Annotated in this window: 16 protein-coding genes; 8 read left to right on the top strand and 8 right to left on the bottom strand. The window is 69.4% G+C overall.

Going from position 1 to position 13,452, the window contains the following annotated elements; all coding sequences use genetic code 11:
* Positions 1-118: 118 nt before the first annotated feature.
* A complete protein-coding gene (locus ACFXI3_RS31925) occupies positions 119-1,294 on the bottom strand; it encodes a peptidase S8 (RefSeq protein ID WP_378404550.1) in 1,176 nt (391 codons plus the stop codon).
* 362 nt (positions 1,295-1,656) lie between these two features.
* On the opposite strand from ACFXI3_RS31925, the gene ACFXI3_RS31930 reads away from it, so the two are divergent.
* A complete protein-coding gene (locus ACFXI3_RS31930; protein WP_344266394.1) occupies positions 1,657-1,842 on the top strand; it encodes a hypothetical protein in 186 nt (61 codons plus the stop codon).
* Positions 1,843-1,909: 67 nt separating this feature from the next.
* Here the strand turns inward: ACFXI3_RS31930 and ACFXI3_RS31935 are convergent, their stop codons facing one another.
* Both ACFXI3_RS31935 and ACFXI3_RS31940 read right to left on the bottom strand, forming a co-directional pair.
* Positions 1,910-2,491, bottom strand: coding sequence for an HAD family phosphatase (locus ACFXI3_RS31935; RefSeq protein WP_344266391.1), 582 nt, complete (start codon positions 2,489-2,491; stop codon positions 1,910-1,912).
* Positions 2,492-2,507: 16 nt separating this feature from the next.
* Positions 2,508-3,524: a threonine aldolase family protein gene (locus tag ACFXI3_RS31940; protein WP_378404552.1), complete on the bottom strand. Its 1,017-nt coding sequence runs from the start codon at positions 3,522-3,524 to the stop codon at positions 2,508-2,510.
* A gap of 141 nt (positions 3,525-3,665) precedes the next feature.
* Here ACFXI3_RS31940 and ACFXI3_RS31945 point away from each other — a divergent pair, with 141 nt between their 5' ends.
* From ACFXI3_RS31945 to ACFXI3_RS31955, 3 genes are read left to right on the top strand one after another with little or no spacing between them, the layout of a single operon-like run.
* Positions 3,666-4,175: a SigE family RNA polymerase sigma factor gene (locus ACFXI3_RS31945; protein ID WP_354740876.1), complete on the top strand. Its 510-nt coding sequence runs from the start codon at positions 3,666-3,668 to the stop codon at positions 4,173-4,175.
* Complete coding sequence (locus ACFXI3_RS31950) at positions 4,168-4,857, top strand: hypothetical protein (protein WP_378404555.1); 690 nt, start codon at positions 4,168-4,170, stop codon at positions 4,855-4,857. The genes ACFXI3_RS31945 and ACFXI3_RS31950 overlap by 8 nt, the downstream gene beginning before the upstream one ends.
* Positions 4,858-4,894: 37 nt before the next feature.
* Positions 4,895-5,506: a TetR family transcriptional regulator gene (locus ACFXI3_RS31955; RefSeq protein ID WP_344266380.1), complete on the top strand. Its 612-nt coding sequence runs from the start codon at positions 4,895-4,897 to the stop codon at positions 5,504-5,506.
* A gap of 6 nt (positions 5,507-5,512) precedes the next feature.
* On the opposite strand, the gene ACFXI3_RS31960 is transcribed toward ACFXI3_RS31955, so the two are convergent.
* Both ACFXI3_RS31960 and ACFXI3_RS31965 read right to left on the bottom strand, forming a co-directional pair.
* Positions 5,513-5,926: a RidA family protein gene (locus tag ACFXI3_RS31960; RefSeq protein WP_378404557.1), complete on the bottom strand. Its 414-nt coding sequence runs from the start codon at positions 5,924-5,926 to the stop codon at positions 5,513-5,515.
* Positions 5,927-5,939: 13 nt separating this feature from the next.
* Positions 5,940-6,596: an HD domain-containing protein gene (locus tag ACFXI3_RS31965; RefSeq protein ID WP_378404559.1), complete on the bottom strand. Its 657-nt coding sequence runs from the start codon at positions 6,594-6,596 to the stop codon at positions 5,940-5,942.
* A gap of 72 nt (positions 6,597-6,668) precedes the next feature.
* Here ACFXI3_RS31965 and ACFXI3_RS31970 point away from each other — a divergent pair, with 72 nt between their 5' ends.
* A complete protein-coding gene (locus tag ACFXI3_RS31970) occupies positions 6,669-7,601 on the top strand; it encodes a GlxA family transcriptional regulator (RefSeq protein WP_378404561.1) in 933 nt (310 codons plus the stop codon).
* On the opposite strand, the gene ACFXI3_RS31975 is transcribed toward ACFXI3_RS31970, so the two are convergent.
* Genes ACFXI3_RS31975 through ACFXI3_RS31985 form a run of 3 tightly spaced genes read right to left on the bottom strand, consistent with a single transcriptional unit; the run spans position 7,577 to position 9,881 of the window.
* The gene (locus ACFXI3_RS31975) at positions 7,577-8,287 is read right to left on the bottom strand and encodes a FadR/GntR family transcriptional regulator (RefSeq protein WP_378404563.1); all 711 of its coding nucleotides are present in this window, start codon (positions 8,285-8,287) and stop codon (positions 7,577-7,579) included. The genes ACFXI3_RS31970 and ACFXI3_RS31975 overlap by 25 nt on opposite strands.
* On the bottom strand, positions 8,284-9,270 hold the full coding sequence (locus ACFXI3_RS31980) for a lactonase family protein (protein ID WP_378404565.1): 987 nt from the start codon (positions 9,268-9,270) through the stop codon (positions 8,284-8,286). The genes ACFXI3_RS31975 and ACFXI3_RS31980 overlap by 4 nt, the downstream gene beginning before the upstream one ends.
* Positions 9,267-9,881 (bottom strand): bifunctional 4-hydroxy-2-oxoglutarate aldolase/2-dehydro-3-deoxy-phosphogluconate aldolase, encoded by a 615-nt coding sequence (locus ACFXI3_RS31985; RefSeq protein WP_344266362.1) that lies wholly within the window; start codon positions 9,879-9,881, stop codon positions 9,267-9,269. The genes ACFXI3_RS31980 and ACFXI3_RS31985 overlap by 4 nt, the downstream gene beginning before the upstream one ends.
* Positions 9,882-9,961: 80 nt before the next feature.
* Between ACFXI3_RS31985 and ACFXI3_RS31990 the strand changes: the two genes are divergently transcribed.
* The 3 genes from ACFXI3_RS31990 to purB are packed head-to-tail and all read left to right on the top strand — an operon-like array spanning position 9,962 to position 13,269.
* Entirely contained in the window at positions 9,962-10,642 is a 681-nt protein-coding gene (locus tag ACFXI3_RS31990) for an SDR family NAD(P)-dependent oxidoreductase (RefSeq protein WP_378404567.1), read from the top strand.
* A 16-nt stretch (positions 10,643-10,658) separates the two neighbouring features.
* The gene (gene dgoD, locus ACFXI3_RS31995; protein ID WP_378404569.1) at positions 10,659-11,807 is read left to right on the top strand and encodes a galactonate dehydratase; all 1,149 of its coding nucleotides are present in this window, start codon (positions 10,659-10,661) and stop codon (positions 11,805-11,807) included.
* A 34-nt stretch (positions 11,808-11,841) separates the two neighbouring features.
* On the top strand, positions 11,842-13,269 hold the full coding sequence (gene purB / locus ACFXI3_RS32000) for an adenylosuccinate lyase (RefSeq protein ID WP_378404571.1): 1,428 nt from the start codon (positions 11,842-11,844) through the stop codon (positions 13,267-13,269).
* Positions 13,270-13,452: the final 183 nt, after the last annotated feature.

Genomic DNA, 13,452 nt, shown 5'->3' on the forward strand with positions numbered 1-13,452 from the left:
GTGAAGGGGGCTAGAAAAAGGTAACGACAAGCGATCGGGGGGAACGTCGTATTTGTTCCGCCCGACCGCTGGTCGCTATTATGCCCGATTAAGGTGAACTATCTGAAATTGTCGATTCTTACTTGGTGAAGGCGGCGGTGCCCTTCGGGGTGCCCAGCCCGGTCGGGCCGTCCCAGCCGGTGCCCGCGTTGCACCACTGCTTGGTGTCGCAGCTGCCGTTGCTGCCCGAGGTGACGTCGGTCAGCTGGTCGGTGTGCGACCACGGGTACTGGGCGGGCCAGTCCTGCGCACCGGGGGTGCCGGCATCGGCGTAGACGCTCGCGATGATCGGCGACGAAGCACTGGTGCCGCCGACGACCTGCCAACCGCTCTGCTGGAAGGTGTCATACACCGCGACACCGGTGGCCGGGTCGGCGACCGCGGAGACGTCCGCGATGGCCTTCTTGTCGCAGCCGGTCGCGGCGGTCTGGAAAGCGGGCTTCGCCGCGTAGCTGGAGCAACCCGAGCCCGCGCCCTTCCACGCGGTCTCGGTGTACGAGCCGCCGCTGTTCGTCAGGGTCGTGCCGCCGACGCCGACGGCGTACGGGGAGGACGCCGGCCAGCTCGCGCCGTAGCCGTTGTCACCGCTGGACGCGGTGATCGCCACGCCGGGGTGATTGAAGTGCGCGTCGCCCGCGCCGCCCTCGGACTCGTCGCCGCCCCAGCTGTTGGAGACGAACTTCGCGCCGAGCTTGACCGCGGTGTCCACCGCCTTGCCCAGGTCGTCGGTGCTGGCCTGCTTGGCCTCGACCACGAGGATCTTGGCGTTCGGCGCGGTCGCCGCGATCATGTCGACGTCCAGCGCGGTCTCGACGGCCCAGTCCGGGTCGGCGGCCGGCAGCGGGCTCTCCTGGCCGTCTTCGTTCACGATCTGCACGTCGCCGGCGGGCAATCCGAACTGCTTGCGGTAGGCGGCCAAATCCGCTTTGAGAGAGGGGTAATCGCCGGACTCGGTGACGGCGATCGTCTGGCCCGCACCGCCGTCGGCCTTCAGCTGATAGGCGGCTTGCAGCTCTGCGGGGCCGTAGCCGGAAGGAGCGGCGCCGGGGGCGCGCCGGGCCTGCTTGATGTCAGTGCGCACCTGTGCGAAGCAGGACATGCGGCCTGCCGCGCGCACCTGCGCACAGGCGTTTTTCACCGTCGGACCACCGGTGGCCGCGGGGGCGGCGGAGAACTGCTGCGCGGTGGCAGTTCCACCGGCGGTGAGGGCGAGCGCGACGGCGAAGACACCGCCTGCGATCAATTTCTTGCGCATTGATTTTGCTCCCGACTCAGTGGTGAATAATTCACCATTAATAATTGGTCCGGGGTGCCGAATGAACAACGGGCCGATAGTAGGTGCCTTTCAACGGACAGTCGTAAAGCCGTAAAAACCGCATTCCGTGATGTCTCGGCCGGTCCGGTGACCAAGGGGGTCGGGTTGCTCCGCGACCTGCCAGCCGGCCGCTCCGGCGGAGCCCGAGCCGGACCCGCTGGACGAGACGACCAGGAAAGCTGGTTCAGGGGGAACCCGGAAAAGACCCTGAACGTTGGCAGGATGGAGAGAGTTTCCGTCGCACGGATGGCACGCTGGAGGGCACCGGGCCGACGTGGCGCGGAAACGGCATCGGAGGAGCCATGTTCTGGAAGATCGTCGGAGCGCTCGTCGTGGCCTGGATCGCCTTCATGGTGCTCGGGTCAGTGATCGGCTTCGTGTTCAAGGCCGTGCTGTGGATCGGCATCATCGGCGGGGTGCTGTTCCTGGGCACCGCGGCCTACGGGGCGATCACCGGGAAGAAGCAGTCGAAGCGCATCAGCCGCTGACCGGCGCCGAACCATACTGAGCACTCGACGGCTCCCGCACCGCGCAGGTGCGGGAGCCGTTCACGGCTCAGGCCAGCGCCGCGCGGGCGGCTTCGGCGCCGTCCCACAGGTGCGCGCGGAGTCCGACCGCGCGGGCGCCGTCGATGTTGATCTGGCGGTCGTCGAAGAACAGGCACTCGTCCGGCTTCGCACCCAGTTTGTCCAGCAGCAGCTGGAAAATCTCGGCGTCCGGCTTCGCGACCTTCACGTCTCCGGAGAACAGCGTGTGCTTGAACAGCTTCGACCACTCCTGCTCGCGCACCCAGACGCCGAACGCCGACGGCGCGTTCGACAGCAATGCGAGCGAGGCGCCGGCCTCGGACAGCGACCGCAGCAGGTCCAGCGATCCCGGCGCGAGCTGTCCCCAGCCCGCGACGTCGAGCGCGGTCAGTTCGGCCGACAGCGCGTCGTCCACCTTCGCGCCCACCTGGTCGCCGATCGACGTCCAGTACTCCAGGTCAGGGCAGCCGCGGTCGTACGCGTCGCGCACGCTCCAGTACACCGGCTCGAACGTCTCGAGCGAGACGCCCATGGCGGCGGCCAGCTTCGGCACCGCGGTGGTGCGGACGCTGAGCACCTCGCCGTAGTCGAAAACGATCCAGTTGGTCACCCGAGTCCCCCAGGGGTCAGGCACCGGCCTTGATCCGGTGCAGTGCTTCGGTGATGTCAGCGGACGACAGGTCCCGGTGCGTCACGAACCGGACCTTGCCCGCCATGGGCAGAGCCTGAATGCCGAGCGAGCCGAGCCAGTTCAGCGCGGTCGGCACGTCCGGCACCCCGGCCAGAACGATATTGGTGTCCGGCGTTCGCACGTCCCAGCCGTGCTCGGAAAGGCCGTCTGCCAGCCGCTTCGCGAACTCGTGCGTCTCGGCCAGTTCGTCGACGCGGTCCAGCGCGACGAGGCACGCCGCGGCGAGTACCCCGCCCTGACGCACTCCGCCGCCGAGCATCTGCCGCATCCGGCGGGCCTGCTCGACGAACTCGACGCTGCCCGCGACGACCGAGCCGACCGGCGCGCCGAGGCCCTTGCTGAAGCACGCCGACACGGAGTCCACGCCGACCGTCAGCGCGGCGGGCGGCACCTGCAGCGCGACGGCCGCGTGCCAGATTCGCGCGCCGTCAAGGTGCACGGTGAGCCCGGCCTGCTTCGCGACGGACAGCAGTTGCGCGTGCTCGTCCGGCGGAGTGACCGCGCCGCCGGCCGCGTTGTGGGTGTTCTCCAGGCACAACAGCGTGGTGCGGAGCGTGAAGTACGGGCCGGGGTTGCCGATCGCGGCTTCGAGCGTCTCCGGCAGGCACCGGCCGGGGCCCGCGTCGTGTTCGAGGATGTCCGGCATGCCGCCGGCCAGCCAGGCGGCCGAACCGAGTTCGTTGGTGAGCACGTGCGCGCCGCGGGTGGCGAGGAACCGGTCGCCGCGCCGCAGGTGGACGCTCAGCGCGATCAGGTTCGCCATCGTCCCGCTCGGCGTCCACAGGGCGGCGGGCATGCCGAGCGTCTGCGCGGCCCGGCGCTCCAGCTCGGCGATGGTCGGGTCGGTGCCGATGACGTTGTCGTCGACCTCGGCCTCGGCCATGGCCGCGCGCATGATCGCGTCCGGGCGGGTGACGGTGTCGGAACGGAAGTCGATCAGCTGCCCAGTCATGGTCACAGTCCGATCACATCACACAGGTGGGCGCGGCATCAATGCGACGGGGGGTGGAACGTCTCCGGCCGGACGTGCAACCGTGGACGCCCCCGGATCCGTCCCTTCACCGGACATGGCCAGAGCGGAGCTGCAAAGCGCGTGGACCAGCGCGACGAACAGGAGTTCGCGGAGTACTTCGCCGCGAGGAGGGACGCCGTGCGCCGGACGGCCTACTTGATGTGCGGGGATTGGCACAAAGCCGACGACCTCGCGCAGACGGCGTTCGTCGCGTTGCACCGGAGGTGGAAGAAGATCAGAGACCGCGCGGCGACCGACGCGTACGTGCGCAAGACGCTGGTGCGCGCGGTCATCGACGAGTCTCGCCGTCCGTGGCGGCGGGAGCGGCAGACCGAAGTGCTGCCGGAGCCCGTGGACGACGGACCGGGGCTCGCCGAACGCGTCGCGACGCGCGAGGACCTGCTCGCGGCGTTGAAGGAAGTGCCGCCGAAGCAGCGGGCGGTGCTGGTGCTGCGGTTCTTCGACGGACTGGACGTCGGGGCCGCGGCGACGGCGCTGGGCTGCAGCGAAGGCAACGTGAAGAGTCAAACGGCGCGCGGGCTGGCGAACCTGCGCCAGGTGCTGGAACGGGAGGTGGAGACCAATGGATGAGCGGGAAGCCGAGACGTTGTTCTCCGCCGCTCCCGGCGAGGTGCCGCCCCCGACGTTCTCGGTGGACGACGTGGTGCGCCGCTCCAAGCGCGAGACGGTGCGCCGGCGCAACCGGATCACCGCCGGCACCGCGGCCGTAGTGGTGGCCGCCGGGTTCGGCACCTGGGGAATTGTGGGAATTTCGAGCGAGAAGTCTGATTCGATGGCGAATTCCGCGGCCGCGCCAGTGCAACCCGGCGGGTCGGCGGCGCGTCCTTTCAGCAATGGGGATGACTTCCCGGGTCAGCCGTCTCGGCAGGGAGCCGGCGAAACCGGGAGGACCGGCCCTCGGGTCGAAGGCACCTCCGGGTGCGGACGGGTGGACTGGGAGCTCGCCACTGCCCTCGCTGGCGAGCTCCCAGGCCACTTGAACGCCGCGCAGGCTTCCCCAGGCAGCGTTTGTACGACGTCGTCGCGCGGCGCGGGGTTCCCGTTTCCGGACGGGACGATCGGCGCGGCGGTGTTCGCCCGCGGTGCCGCGGTGAATGTGCCCACGCAACCGGCTGGAGCCGTCACTGTGCGTCAGCAAACTGGCAGCGGAGGGACTCTCGTGCTGGTCAGCGTGCCGGGGACGTCCGGGCATCAGGCACCGTACGCAACCGACCTGGCGCGCTTCGCCGCTTCGCTGGCCACCCGGTTCTGATCGGCGGCCTCCGGGGCGGCTGGCAGAATGACCGGACATGACGGCAGCAGCCACCACCCCCAAGGGCGAGCGACGACGGGCAGCGCTCGTCGAGGCCGCCGCTGAGCTGCTGGCCGAGGGCGGCTTCGACGCGGTCCGGCACCGGGCGGTCGCCGAGCGGGCCGGCCTGCCGCTTGCGTCCACGACGTACTACTTCGACTCGCTGGAAGAGCTCGTCACCGCCGCGGTGGAGCACCACGGGCAGACCGAACTGGCCAACGGGCGACGGCAGCTCGACGACCTGACGACCCGGAACCGGGGCGTGCAGGCGACCGTGGAACTCGTGCTGGACATGCTGCTCGGCCCGCAGAGCGGCGACCCGGAAGCCGACGCCGAGGCGGTCCTGCTGCGCTACGAACGCCTGGTCGCCACGGGACGGCGGCCGTACCTGCGGCCGTTGATGCGGACGTTGTCCCAGCAGCTCAACGAACTGCTGACGGAGATCTTCGCCCGCTCCGGGACGCCGGTGGCCAAGGACGAGCTGGACCGGCTGGTCGCGCTCGTGGACGGGGCCGTGGTCAACGCGCTGATCGCGGTCGACCCGGCCCCGCGCGCCGCCGCCGGGCGGATGCTGCGGACCGCGCTCGCGGAGTCCGCCGGAGTCCATTGAGGACAGTCAGCCCGGATACGCCGCGGTGGCGCGGATTTCGATCAGCAGCCCCGGGCTGGCGAGCCCGCTGACGCCGATCATCGACCACGCCGGATAAGGCTCGGCGGTCACGAGGCGCTTCTTGGCCTCCAGGAAACCGGGCAGGTGCTGGTGGATGTCGACGTGATAGCTCGTGATGTCGACCAGCGCGGAGAGGTCGAGCCCTTCCAGGCGGAGGATTTCCTCGATCCGGCGGAGCGCGATCTCGGTCTGTTCCTCGATGGTTTCCGCGATCGCCCCGTCCGGGCGGCGGCCGATCGTCCCCGCGATGAACAGGAGGTTTCCCGCGCGGACCGCGGCCGAGTAACCGAAGCGGGTGAAGGCGGACGCCCCGGACGGCCCGAAAACCTCGGAGTCCTCGGGGATTTTGACGGAGTGCATGGGGATTCCTTTCTCAGTTGCCCCAGCGGGAGGTGCGGGCAGCACGCTCCAACCGGGTTTCGCCGTCGGCCGCACGCTCGCGCAAGAAATCAGCGGGAGTGGACGGCACGGGCGCGTTTTTCGGGTTTTTCGCGGCCTGCGCGACGATCGCGTCAGTGAGCGAGCGGACCATCTCCAGCCGGGGGTAAGCGGCGTGGATCGTCGCGGCCTGCTCGTCGGTGACGGCTTCGACGTACTCGGCGCCGATCGGGCCGCCGAAGTCGACGGCGACCCCGGCGTGGACGAGCACACACAGTTGGCCGCGGTGCTGCACGATCCCTGGGGAGGTGTGCAGGGCGATGGCTTGCCAGACCTGGTCGGCGTCCGCGACGGGAATCCCTTGCTTGACAAGGAAGCCCGCCGCGCGTTCGGCACCTTCGACCTCGAAGCGTTCCACGTGCGGGCCGTCCGGCGCCACGCCGATGTCGTGCATGACGCACGCGGCGAAGAGCAGGTCGTCGTCGTAGCCGGACAGAGCGAGCCGATTGGCGACCAGCCGGGCGAACAGGTAGGTGCGGACGCTGTGGTTGAACACCGACCGCGATTCCAGCGGTCGGACGACCTCGATGACGGCGTCCGCCAGCGGAGTCGCGGGCAGGGTGGCAACCGCGTCCGGAAGGAGTTCGGTCATGCCTTCAACCCTGGCCCGCAACGTCCTGACCTGGCGAGTGGCAAGTTTGCCGTACTTCGATAGAATCTTGCCATGACGGTGCATCGAGTCGCGGTGCTGGCACTCGACGGGGTCCTGCCGCTCGACTTGGCGATCCCGGCGCAGGTGTTTCACGCCCGGCCGCAAACGCATTACGACATGACGCTGTGCGCGCTCGCCCCGAAGGTCGCCACCAGCGCCGGGTTCGAGCTGGCGGCCGAAGGCGGGATCGACGAGCTGCGCGCGGCGAACACGGTGATCGTGCCGGGCTACGACCCGATCCGGGAGACCCCGGAAGCGGCGGTCGAGCTGCTGGCCGAGGCGCGCGACCGGGGGCGGCGAGTGGTGTCCATCTGCACCGGCGCGTTCGCGCTGGCCGCGGCCGGAATTCTCGACGGCCTGCACGCGACGACGCATTGGGAATATATCGACGAATTCGAGCGGGCGTACCCCTCGGTCCAGGTCGATCGGGACGTCCTCTACGTTGACGAGGGCGACGTGCTCACCTCGGCCGGCGTCTGCTGCGGCATCGACCTCTGCCTGCACATCGTGCGCCGCGACCTAGGCGCTGCGGTCGCGAATCGAATCGCGCGCGGGCTGGTCGCCGCTCCGCATCGGGAAGGCGGACAGGCGCAGTACGTCCCCGCTCCGCTCGCGGACGCTGGCGACGCTTCACTGTCCGCCACGCGGGAATGGGCGTTGCAGCGACTGGACGAATCGCTCAGCATTCGCCTGCTCGCCCGGCACGCGGAGATGTCGCAGCGGACTTTCCTGCGCCGCTTCGCCGAGGAAACCGGGACGACGCCGTTGCAGTGGCTGCTTAACGCGCGGCTCGGTAAAGCGCGGGAACTGCTGGAGTCCACGGAACATTCAGTGGACCGGGTGGCGCGGGACTGCGGTCTCGGCACCCCGGCCAACCTGCGGGTGCATTTCCGCCGCGCGCTCGGAACCACGCCGACTGCTTACCGGCGAGCTTTTACTTCCTGACCGGTCCTCTTGGCGTCGGCGGCCGATTTCACCAGCAGCTCCAGCATCGCGGTCTCCGCGCCGACCGGGTCGTGCGCGGCGATGGCGTCCAGCACCCGGCGGTGGCTCGGCACCGGATCGTCGGTGGGGCCGGCGCTGTGGACGAGTTTGTCCCGCTCCGCCAGGCCGATCGCGATGACGCGTTCGATCTGGAGCAGGAAGTTGTTGTGCGCGGCGGTCAACAGGCCGCGGTGAAACGCCAGATCCGCCTCGATACTCGCTTCCAGATCCGGTGCCGCGACCATCGCATCGAGTGCGGACTCAAGCGCGGCAAGGTCTTCGGCGGTCGCGCGTTCCGCTGCCATCCGTGCCGCGGCGGGTTCGACCACGGCGCGGACCTCGGCCAATTCGTCCAGCAGACCGGCGTTTCCGCGCGCGGTGGTTTGCCAGCGCATGACGTCGGCGTCGAGAAGCTGCCAGTTCTCGCGCGGTTGCACAAAGGTACCGTGCTTCTGCCGCGCGCCGATCATCCCCTTTGCTGCCAACACCTTCAACGCTTCGCGCAGCGCAGTGAGACTGATGTCCAGCTCCTCGCGCAGCGCCGGAAGGTCCAGCACCATGCCCTCACGCCATTCGCCGGACAGAATGCGCGCGGCGAGCGTTTCCACGGTCTGTCGGTGCAGGCCGCGAGGGCGATGGTCGGTCACCGGAGCGGGAGCACGCACGTCGGGGAACCGGTCGGGTACTTGCGGACCTCCGCGTTTCCCAAGTCTTTCAACGGAAAGACGGAAATGATGTCGTCCCGGAACGCGGCGGTGTAGCATGTTCCGTCTGCCACCGCGAAGTTCCACGGATAAGCGCCGCACGGCTGGTCGACGGTCGCGCGCAGCGGATCTCCGGCGAACGAAGTGATGCATTCCGGCCCGCGGTTCGACAGGTAGATCCCGGATTCGAGCACTTCCAGGTGCGCTACCAGGGATTCGCCGCCGGCCGCGGTCGCCGGAGTCGCCGCGACGAACTCGAACGCTCCCGGCGAAGTCTCCCGCATCGTGATTAACTCGCCGGACAGTTCTCCTGCCACGTAAGCGATTCCGTCCGTGCTGCGCACGAGCTGCCGCGGTCCCGTTCCCGGCGGCAGCGACGAAACGGCCAGCGGAGTCAGTTTTCCTTCCGGCGACAGGGTGTAGCTGCGGATCTCGTCGGTGCCGAGGTCGACGGCGCTCACCACGGAACTGTCCGCTGAGGACACCGCCATGTGGACGTGCGGGCCTTCCTGCCGGTCGGCGCGCGGCCCGCTCCCGGTGTGCTGCACGAGGTCCGTGCGGCCGTCGATCCGGCCGTCCGGGCGCAGGGCGAACACGGCGAGGCTGCCGCCGCCGTAGTTGGCGCACAACAGGAATCGGCCGTCCGGCGTCACCGCGAGGTGGCACGGGCTGGCCCCGCCGGATTCGACCACGTCGAGCGCGACCAGGCCGTCGGCGACCGAAACGGAGGTGATTTCGCCGTAGCTCGTCTCGTTGACCGCGTACACCATCGGCAGCGCGGGATGCTGGGTCAGCCAGGTCGGCGACACCATCGGCAACGTCGAATCCGCGATCAGCTCGCCGCCGGAGCGTCGGAAAACCGTGATTCCCGTGCCGTTTCCGCCGGTTTCGGCGGTACGGCAGCCGACGAGTACGACGTCGCTCACGAGCTCTCCCTCACCAATGCGGCCACTCTGGCCCGGATGTCCTCCGACGAACCACGGGTCAGCGCCGACCCGATCCCGCAGGCGACCGCGCCCGCGTCGAGCCAGAGTGGCACGTCCTCGGGAGCGATTCCACCCGTCGGCACCAGCGGAGCCTGCGGAAGCGCGGCGCGTACGTCCTTAATCCATTGCGGACCGAGCGCGGAAGCCGGGAAAACCTTTACGGCGTCAGCACCTTCCTCCATCGCGCGCACGATTTCGGTGACCGAACCGGTGCCCGGCAGCGCCGCGACGCCGTACCGATGAGCGGTACGCAACACCTCGGTGTGCAACGACGGTGACACGAGAAACTGGGCCCCCGCACGGATCGCGGCCGTCGCGGACGACTCGTCGAGCACCGTGCCCGCCCCGATCGTGGCGTCCGGATACGCGGCGGCCAGCTCCTCGATCGCGACGAGCGCGCCCGCGTTCGTGAGCGGGACTTCGACCGACTTCAACCCCGCGTCGAGCACCGCCCGCGCGGCGGCGACGGCCGAGGCGGCGTCCGCTGTCCGCACGATCCCGACGACGCCCTGGCGCACCGCTTCGCGCGTGATCTCCCACCGGTATCCCATGGCTGCCAGCCTAGCAGGCAAATTATAAATTACTAATTATTCTTGACGGGGTCGCAGGCGTCCCGGCATGCTTCCGAACCATGCGCACTGCCGTGGTGACCGGCGCGGCGTCCGGGATCGGAGCCGCGACCGCCCTTCAGCTCGAAGCCGACGGCTACCGGGTGATCGGCGTCGACCTCGCCCCGGTGTCCGGCGGCGTGCAGGGCGATGTGACCGAAGACGAGACGTGGCAACGAGTTCTCGATCTTGCCGGCGAAGTCGACGCCGTGGTCAGCAACGCATATCTGCCAACTTCGGGCCCGCTGCACGAAACCGACCGCGCGCAATGGCAACGACAGCTGGACGTCAATCTCACCGCGTCGTACCTGGCCGTGCGGACCTGTCTGCCGTCGCTGCGATCTCGGCGCGGCTCAGTGGTGTTGGTTTCCTCGGTGCACGCGCGGTTCGGCCTGCCCGGACACCCGGCTTACGCGGCCAGCAAGGGCGCTTTGGTGTCTCTGGCCCGGCAATTGGCCGTCGAGTACGCACCGGAAGTCCGGGTGAATTCGGTGCTTCCCGGCCCGGTCGAGACCGAAGCGTGGGACCGGATCAGCGCGGAGGACCGCGAACGCAGCGTCCGCGCGACGCCCGCCGGACGGCTCGGCGATCCGGCCGAAATCGCCGCGGTGATCGCGTTCCTGCTCTCGCCCGCGGCGTCGTTTGTCACGGGCGCCGAGCTGATTGTCGACGGCGGCTGGTCGGCCGCTAAGGATTCCGCTTAGTCCGTTTGGAGGCACTGTGCAGATCACCGGGGTCGAGACCTTCCTGGTCGCGCCGCGCTGGTTGTTCCTGAAGGTCAGCACCGACGAGGGCATCGCCGGCTGGGGCGAACCGGTCGTGGAAGGCCGCGCCGGGACCGTTCGCGCGGCCGTGCACGAGCTGGCCGAGCTGGTCGTCGGGAAGGATCCGCTGCGCATCGAGGACCACTGGCAGGTCCTGCGCCGCGGCGGTTTCTATCGCGGCGGCCCAGTGCTGTCGAGCGCGCTCGCCGGGTTCGACCAGGCGCTGTGGGACATCGCGGGGAAGGCGCGGAACGCCCCGGTGCACGAGCTGCTCGGCGGCCCGGTGCGTGATCGCGTGCGGGTGTATTCGTGGGTTGGCGGAGACCGTCCGTCGGGGATCTTCGACGCGGTGTCTGCGCAGGTCGAGCGTGGCTTTACCGCAGTGAAGATGAACGTCGCCGGCCCGCTTGGACCGATCGCCACGCCTGCCGAAGCGCAGGCCGTGCTGGCCCGCGCCCGGGAGGCCCGCGAGGCGCTCGGACCCGACCGCGACCTGGCGATCGACTTCCACGGCCGCGTCTCGCCCGCGATGGCGCGACGGCTGGTGAAGATGCTCGAAGAAGTACAGCCGATGTTCGTCGAGGAGCCGGTGCTGCCGGAACTGCCCGCCGACGTGCTGAAATCGGTGGTCGAGGCCTCCACGGTCCCGATCGCGCTCGGGGAACGGCTGTTCTCGCGCTGGGAATTCAAACCGGTGCTGGACGCGGGCGTCGCCGTGGTGCAGCCGGACCCGTCGCACGCGGGCGGCATCTCGGAACTGCGCCGCATCGCCGCGCAGGCCGAGGTGTACGGCGCGAACCTCGCCCCGCACTGCCCGCTCGGCCCGATCTCGCTGGCCGCCGCGCTGCAGGTGGCGTTCGCGACGCCGAACTTCCTGATCCAGGAACAAAGCCTCGGCATGCACTATCACGACGGCCGCGAGCCGGTCGCGTATCTCGCCGACGACGCGTTGTTCCGCTTCGTCGACGGGTATGCCGCGCGCCCGACCGCGCCTGGTCTCGGTATCGAGGTGGACGAGGAGGCCGTCCGCCGAGCCGACGAGGTGGGCCACGAGTGGCGGTCGCCGGTGTGGCGGCTTCCCGACGGCAGCCTCACGGAGTGGTGACCGCCCCGCTGACCTGCGCAGGTATCGTGGCCCCGTGACGCTCAAGCCCAGCATTCCGAACGTGCTCGCCGCCCGCTACGCCTCGCCTGAGCTGGTGGCGCTCTGGTCGCCCGAACGCAAGGTCGTGCTCGAGCGGCGGCTGTGGCTCGCCGTGCTGCGGGCTCAGGCCGAGCTGGGCGTCGAGGTGCCCGAAGGCGTGGTCGAAGACTACGAGCGCGTGGTCGAGCAGGTCGATCTCGAATCGATCGCCGCCCGCGAACGCGTGACCCGGCACGACGTGAAGGCCCGGATCGAGGAGTTCAACGCCCTCGCCGGGCACGAGCACGTGCACAAGGGCATGACCTCGCGCGACCTCACCGAGAACGTCGAGCAGCTGCAGCAGTTGCGCTCGCTGGAGCTGGTCCGCAGCCGCGTCGCGGCAGTGCTGTCGCGGCTGGCCGCGCTCGCCGTCGAGCACTCCGACCTGGTGATGGCCGGCCGCTCGCACAACGTCGCCGCGCAGGCGACCACGCTCGGCAAGCGCTTCGCGACCGCCGCCGACGAGCTGCTCGTCGCGTTCTCCCGGCTGGACAACCTGATCGAGCGTTACCCGCTGCGCGGCATCAAGGGTCCGGTCGGCACCGCGCAGGACATGCTCGACCTGCTCGGCGACGAGTCCACTTTGGACCAGCTGGAATCGCGGATCGCCGAGCACCTCGGCTTCGGCAACCGGTTCGTCAGCGTCGGCCAGGTGTACCCGCGCTCGCTCGACTTCGACGTGCTGTCCACTGTGGTCCAGCTCGCCGCCGCGCCGTCCAGCCTCGCCAAGACGATCCGGCTGATGGCCGGGCACGAGCTGGTCACCGAGGGCTTCAAACCGGGCCAGGTCGGGTCGTCGGCCATGCCGCACAAGATGAACACCCGATCCTGCGAGCGCGTGAACGGCCTCGCGGTGGTGCTGCGCGGTTACCTGTCGATGATCGGCGAACTGGCCGGCGACCAGTGGAACGAGGGCGATGTCTCGGATTCCGTGGTGCGCCGCGTCGCGCTGCCGGACGCGTTCTTCGCGCTCGACGGCCTGCTCGAGACCTTCCTCACCGTGCTCGGCGAATTCGGCGCGTTCCCGGCCGTGGTCGAGCGTGAGCTTGATCGCTATCTCCCGTTCCTCGCGACCACGAAGGTGCTCATGGCGTCGGTGCGCCGGGGCGTCGGGCGTGAGACGGCTCACGAGGCCATCAAGGAGAACGCCGTCGGCGTCGCCCTCGCGATGCGCGAACGCGGCGCGGAGAACGACCTCCTCGACCGGCTCGCGGCCGACGAACGCCTCCCGCTCGACCGCGCTGACCTGGACGAACTCCTCGCCGACCGGATCTCGTTCACCGGCGTGGCCCCGCGTCAGGTCGAAGAAGTCGCGGCGCGCGTCGAGGACGTGCTCAAGCGATTCCCGGACGCCGCGCAGTACGCGCCGCAGCCGATTCTGTGAGTGCGCGCACGCCGTCCACGTGCTGAGACGGCATTACTCGATCGGGCGAAGCTTTTAGTCTTCGTGCCGAACCCGGAAGCGGGGGGGGGGCGGCCCCCCGGCCCGCCCGGGACTGGAGAGGGCCCCCCCCACATCCGCCGACCCAGAGAGTAAAAAAAAAAAAACAAAACAAGACCACGAAGC

The sequence above is a fragment of the Amycolatopsis sp. NPDC059235 genome, assembly GCF_042754125.1.
Lineage (GTDB): Bacteria > Actinomycetota > Actinomycetes > Mycobacteriales > Pseudonocardiaceae > Amycolatopsis > Amycolatopsis albidoflava.

Bases quoted from the DNA above. Each gene is read 5' to 3' on its own strand.
- ACFXI3_RS31930 (WP_344266394.1), top strand. From the start codon at position 1,657: ATGTTCTGGAAGATCGTCGGAGCGCTCGTCGTGGCCTGGATCGCCTTC.
- ACFXI3_RS31940 (WP_378404552.1), bottom strand. From the start codon at position 3,524: ATGACTGGGCAGCTGATCGACTTCCGTTCCGACACCGTCACCCGCCCG.
- ACFXI3_RS31985 (WP_344266362.1), bottom strand. From the start codon at position 9,881: ATGGGATACCGGTGGGAGATCACGCGCGAAGCGGTGCGCCAGGGCGTC.
- ACFXI3_RS31955 (WP_344266380.1), top strand. From the start codon at position 4,895: ATGACGGCAGCAGCCACCACCCCCAAGGGCGAGCGACGACGGGCAGCG.
- ACFXI3_RS31990 (WP_378404567.1), top strand. From the start codon at position 9,962: ATGCGCACTGCCGTGGTGACCGGCGCGGCGTCCGGGATCGGAGCCGCG.
- ACFXI3_RS31925 (WP_378404550.1), bottom strand. From the start codon at position 1,294: ATGCGCAAGAAATTGATCGCAGGCGGTGTCTTCGCCGTCGCGCTCGCC.
- ACFXI3_RS31950 (WP_378404555.1), top strand. From the start codon at position 4,168: ATGGATGAGCGGGAAGCCGAGACGTTGTTCTCCGCCGCTCCCGGCGAG.
- ACFXI3_RS31960 (WP_378404557.1), bottom strand. From the start codon at position 5,926: ATGCACTCCGTCAAAATCCCCGAGGACTCCGAGGTTTTCGGGCCGTCC.
- ACFXI3_RS31965 (WP_378404559.1), bottom strand. From the start codon at position 6,596: ATGACCGAACTCCTTCCGGACGCGGTTGCCACCCTGCCCGCGACTCCG.
- ACFXI3_RS31970 (WP_378404561.1), top strand. From the start codon at position 6,669: ATGACGGTGCATCGAGTCGCGGTGCTGGCACTCGACGGGGTCCTGCCG.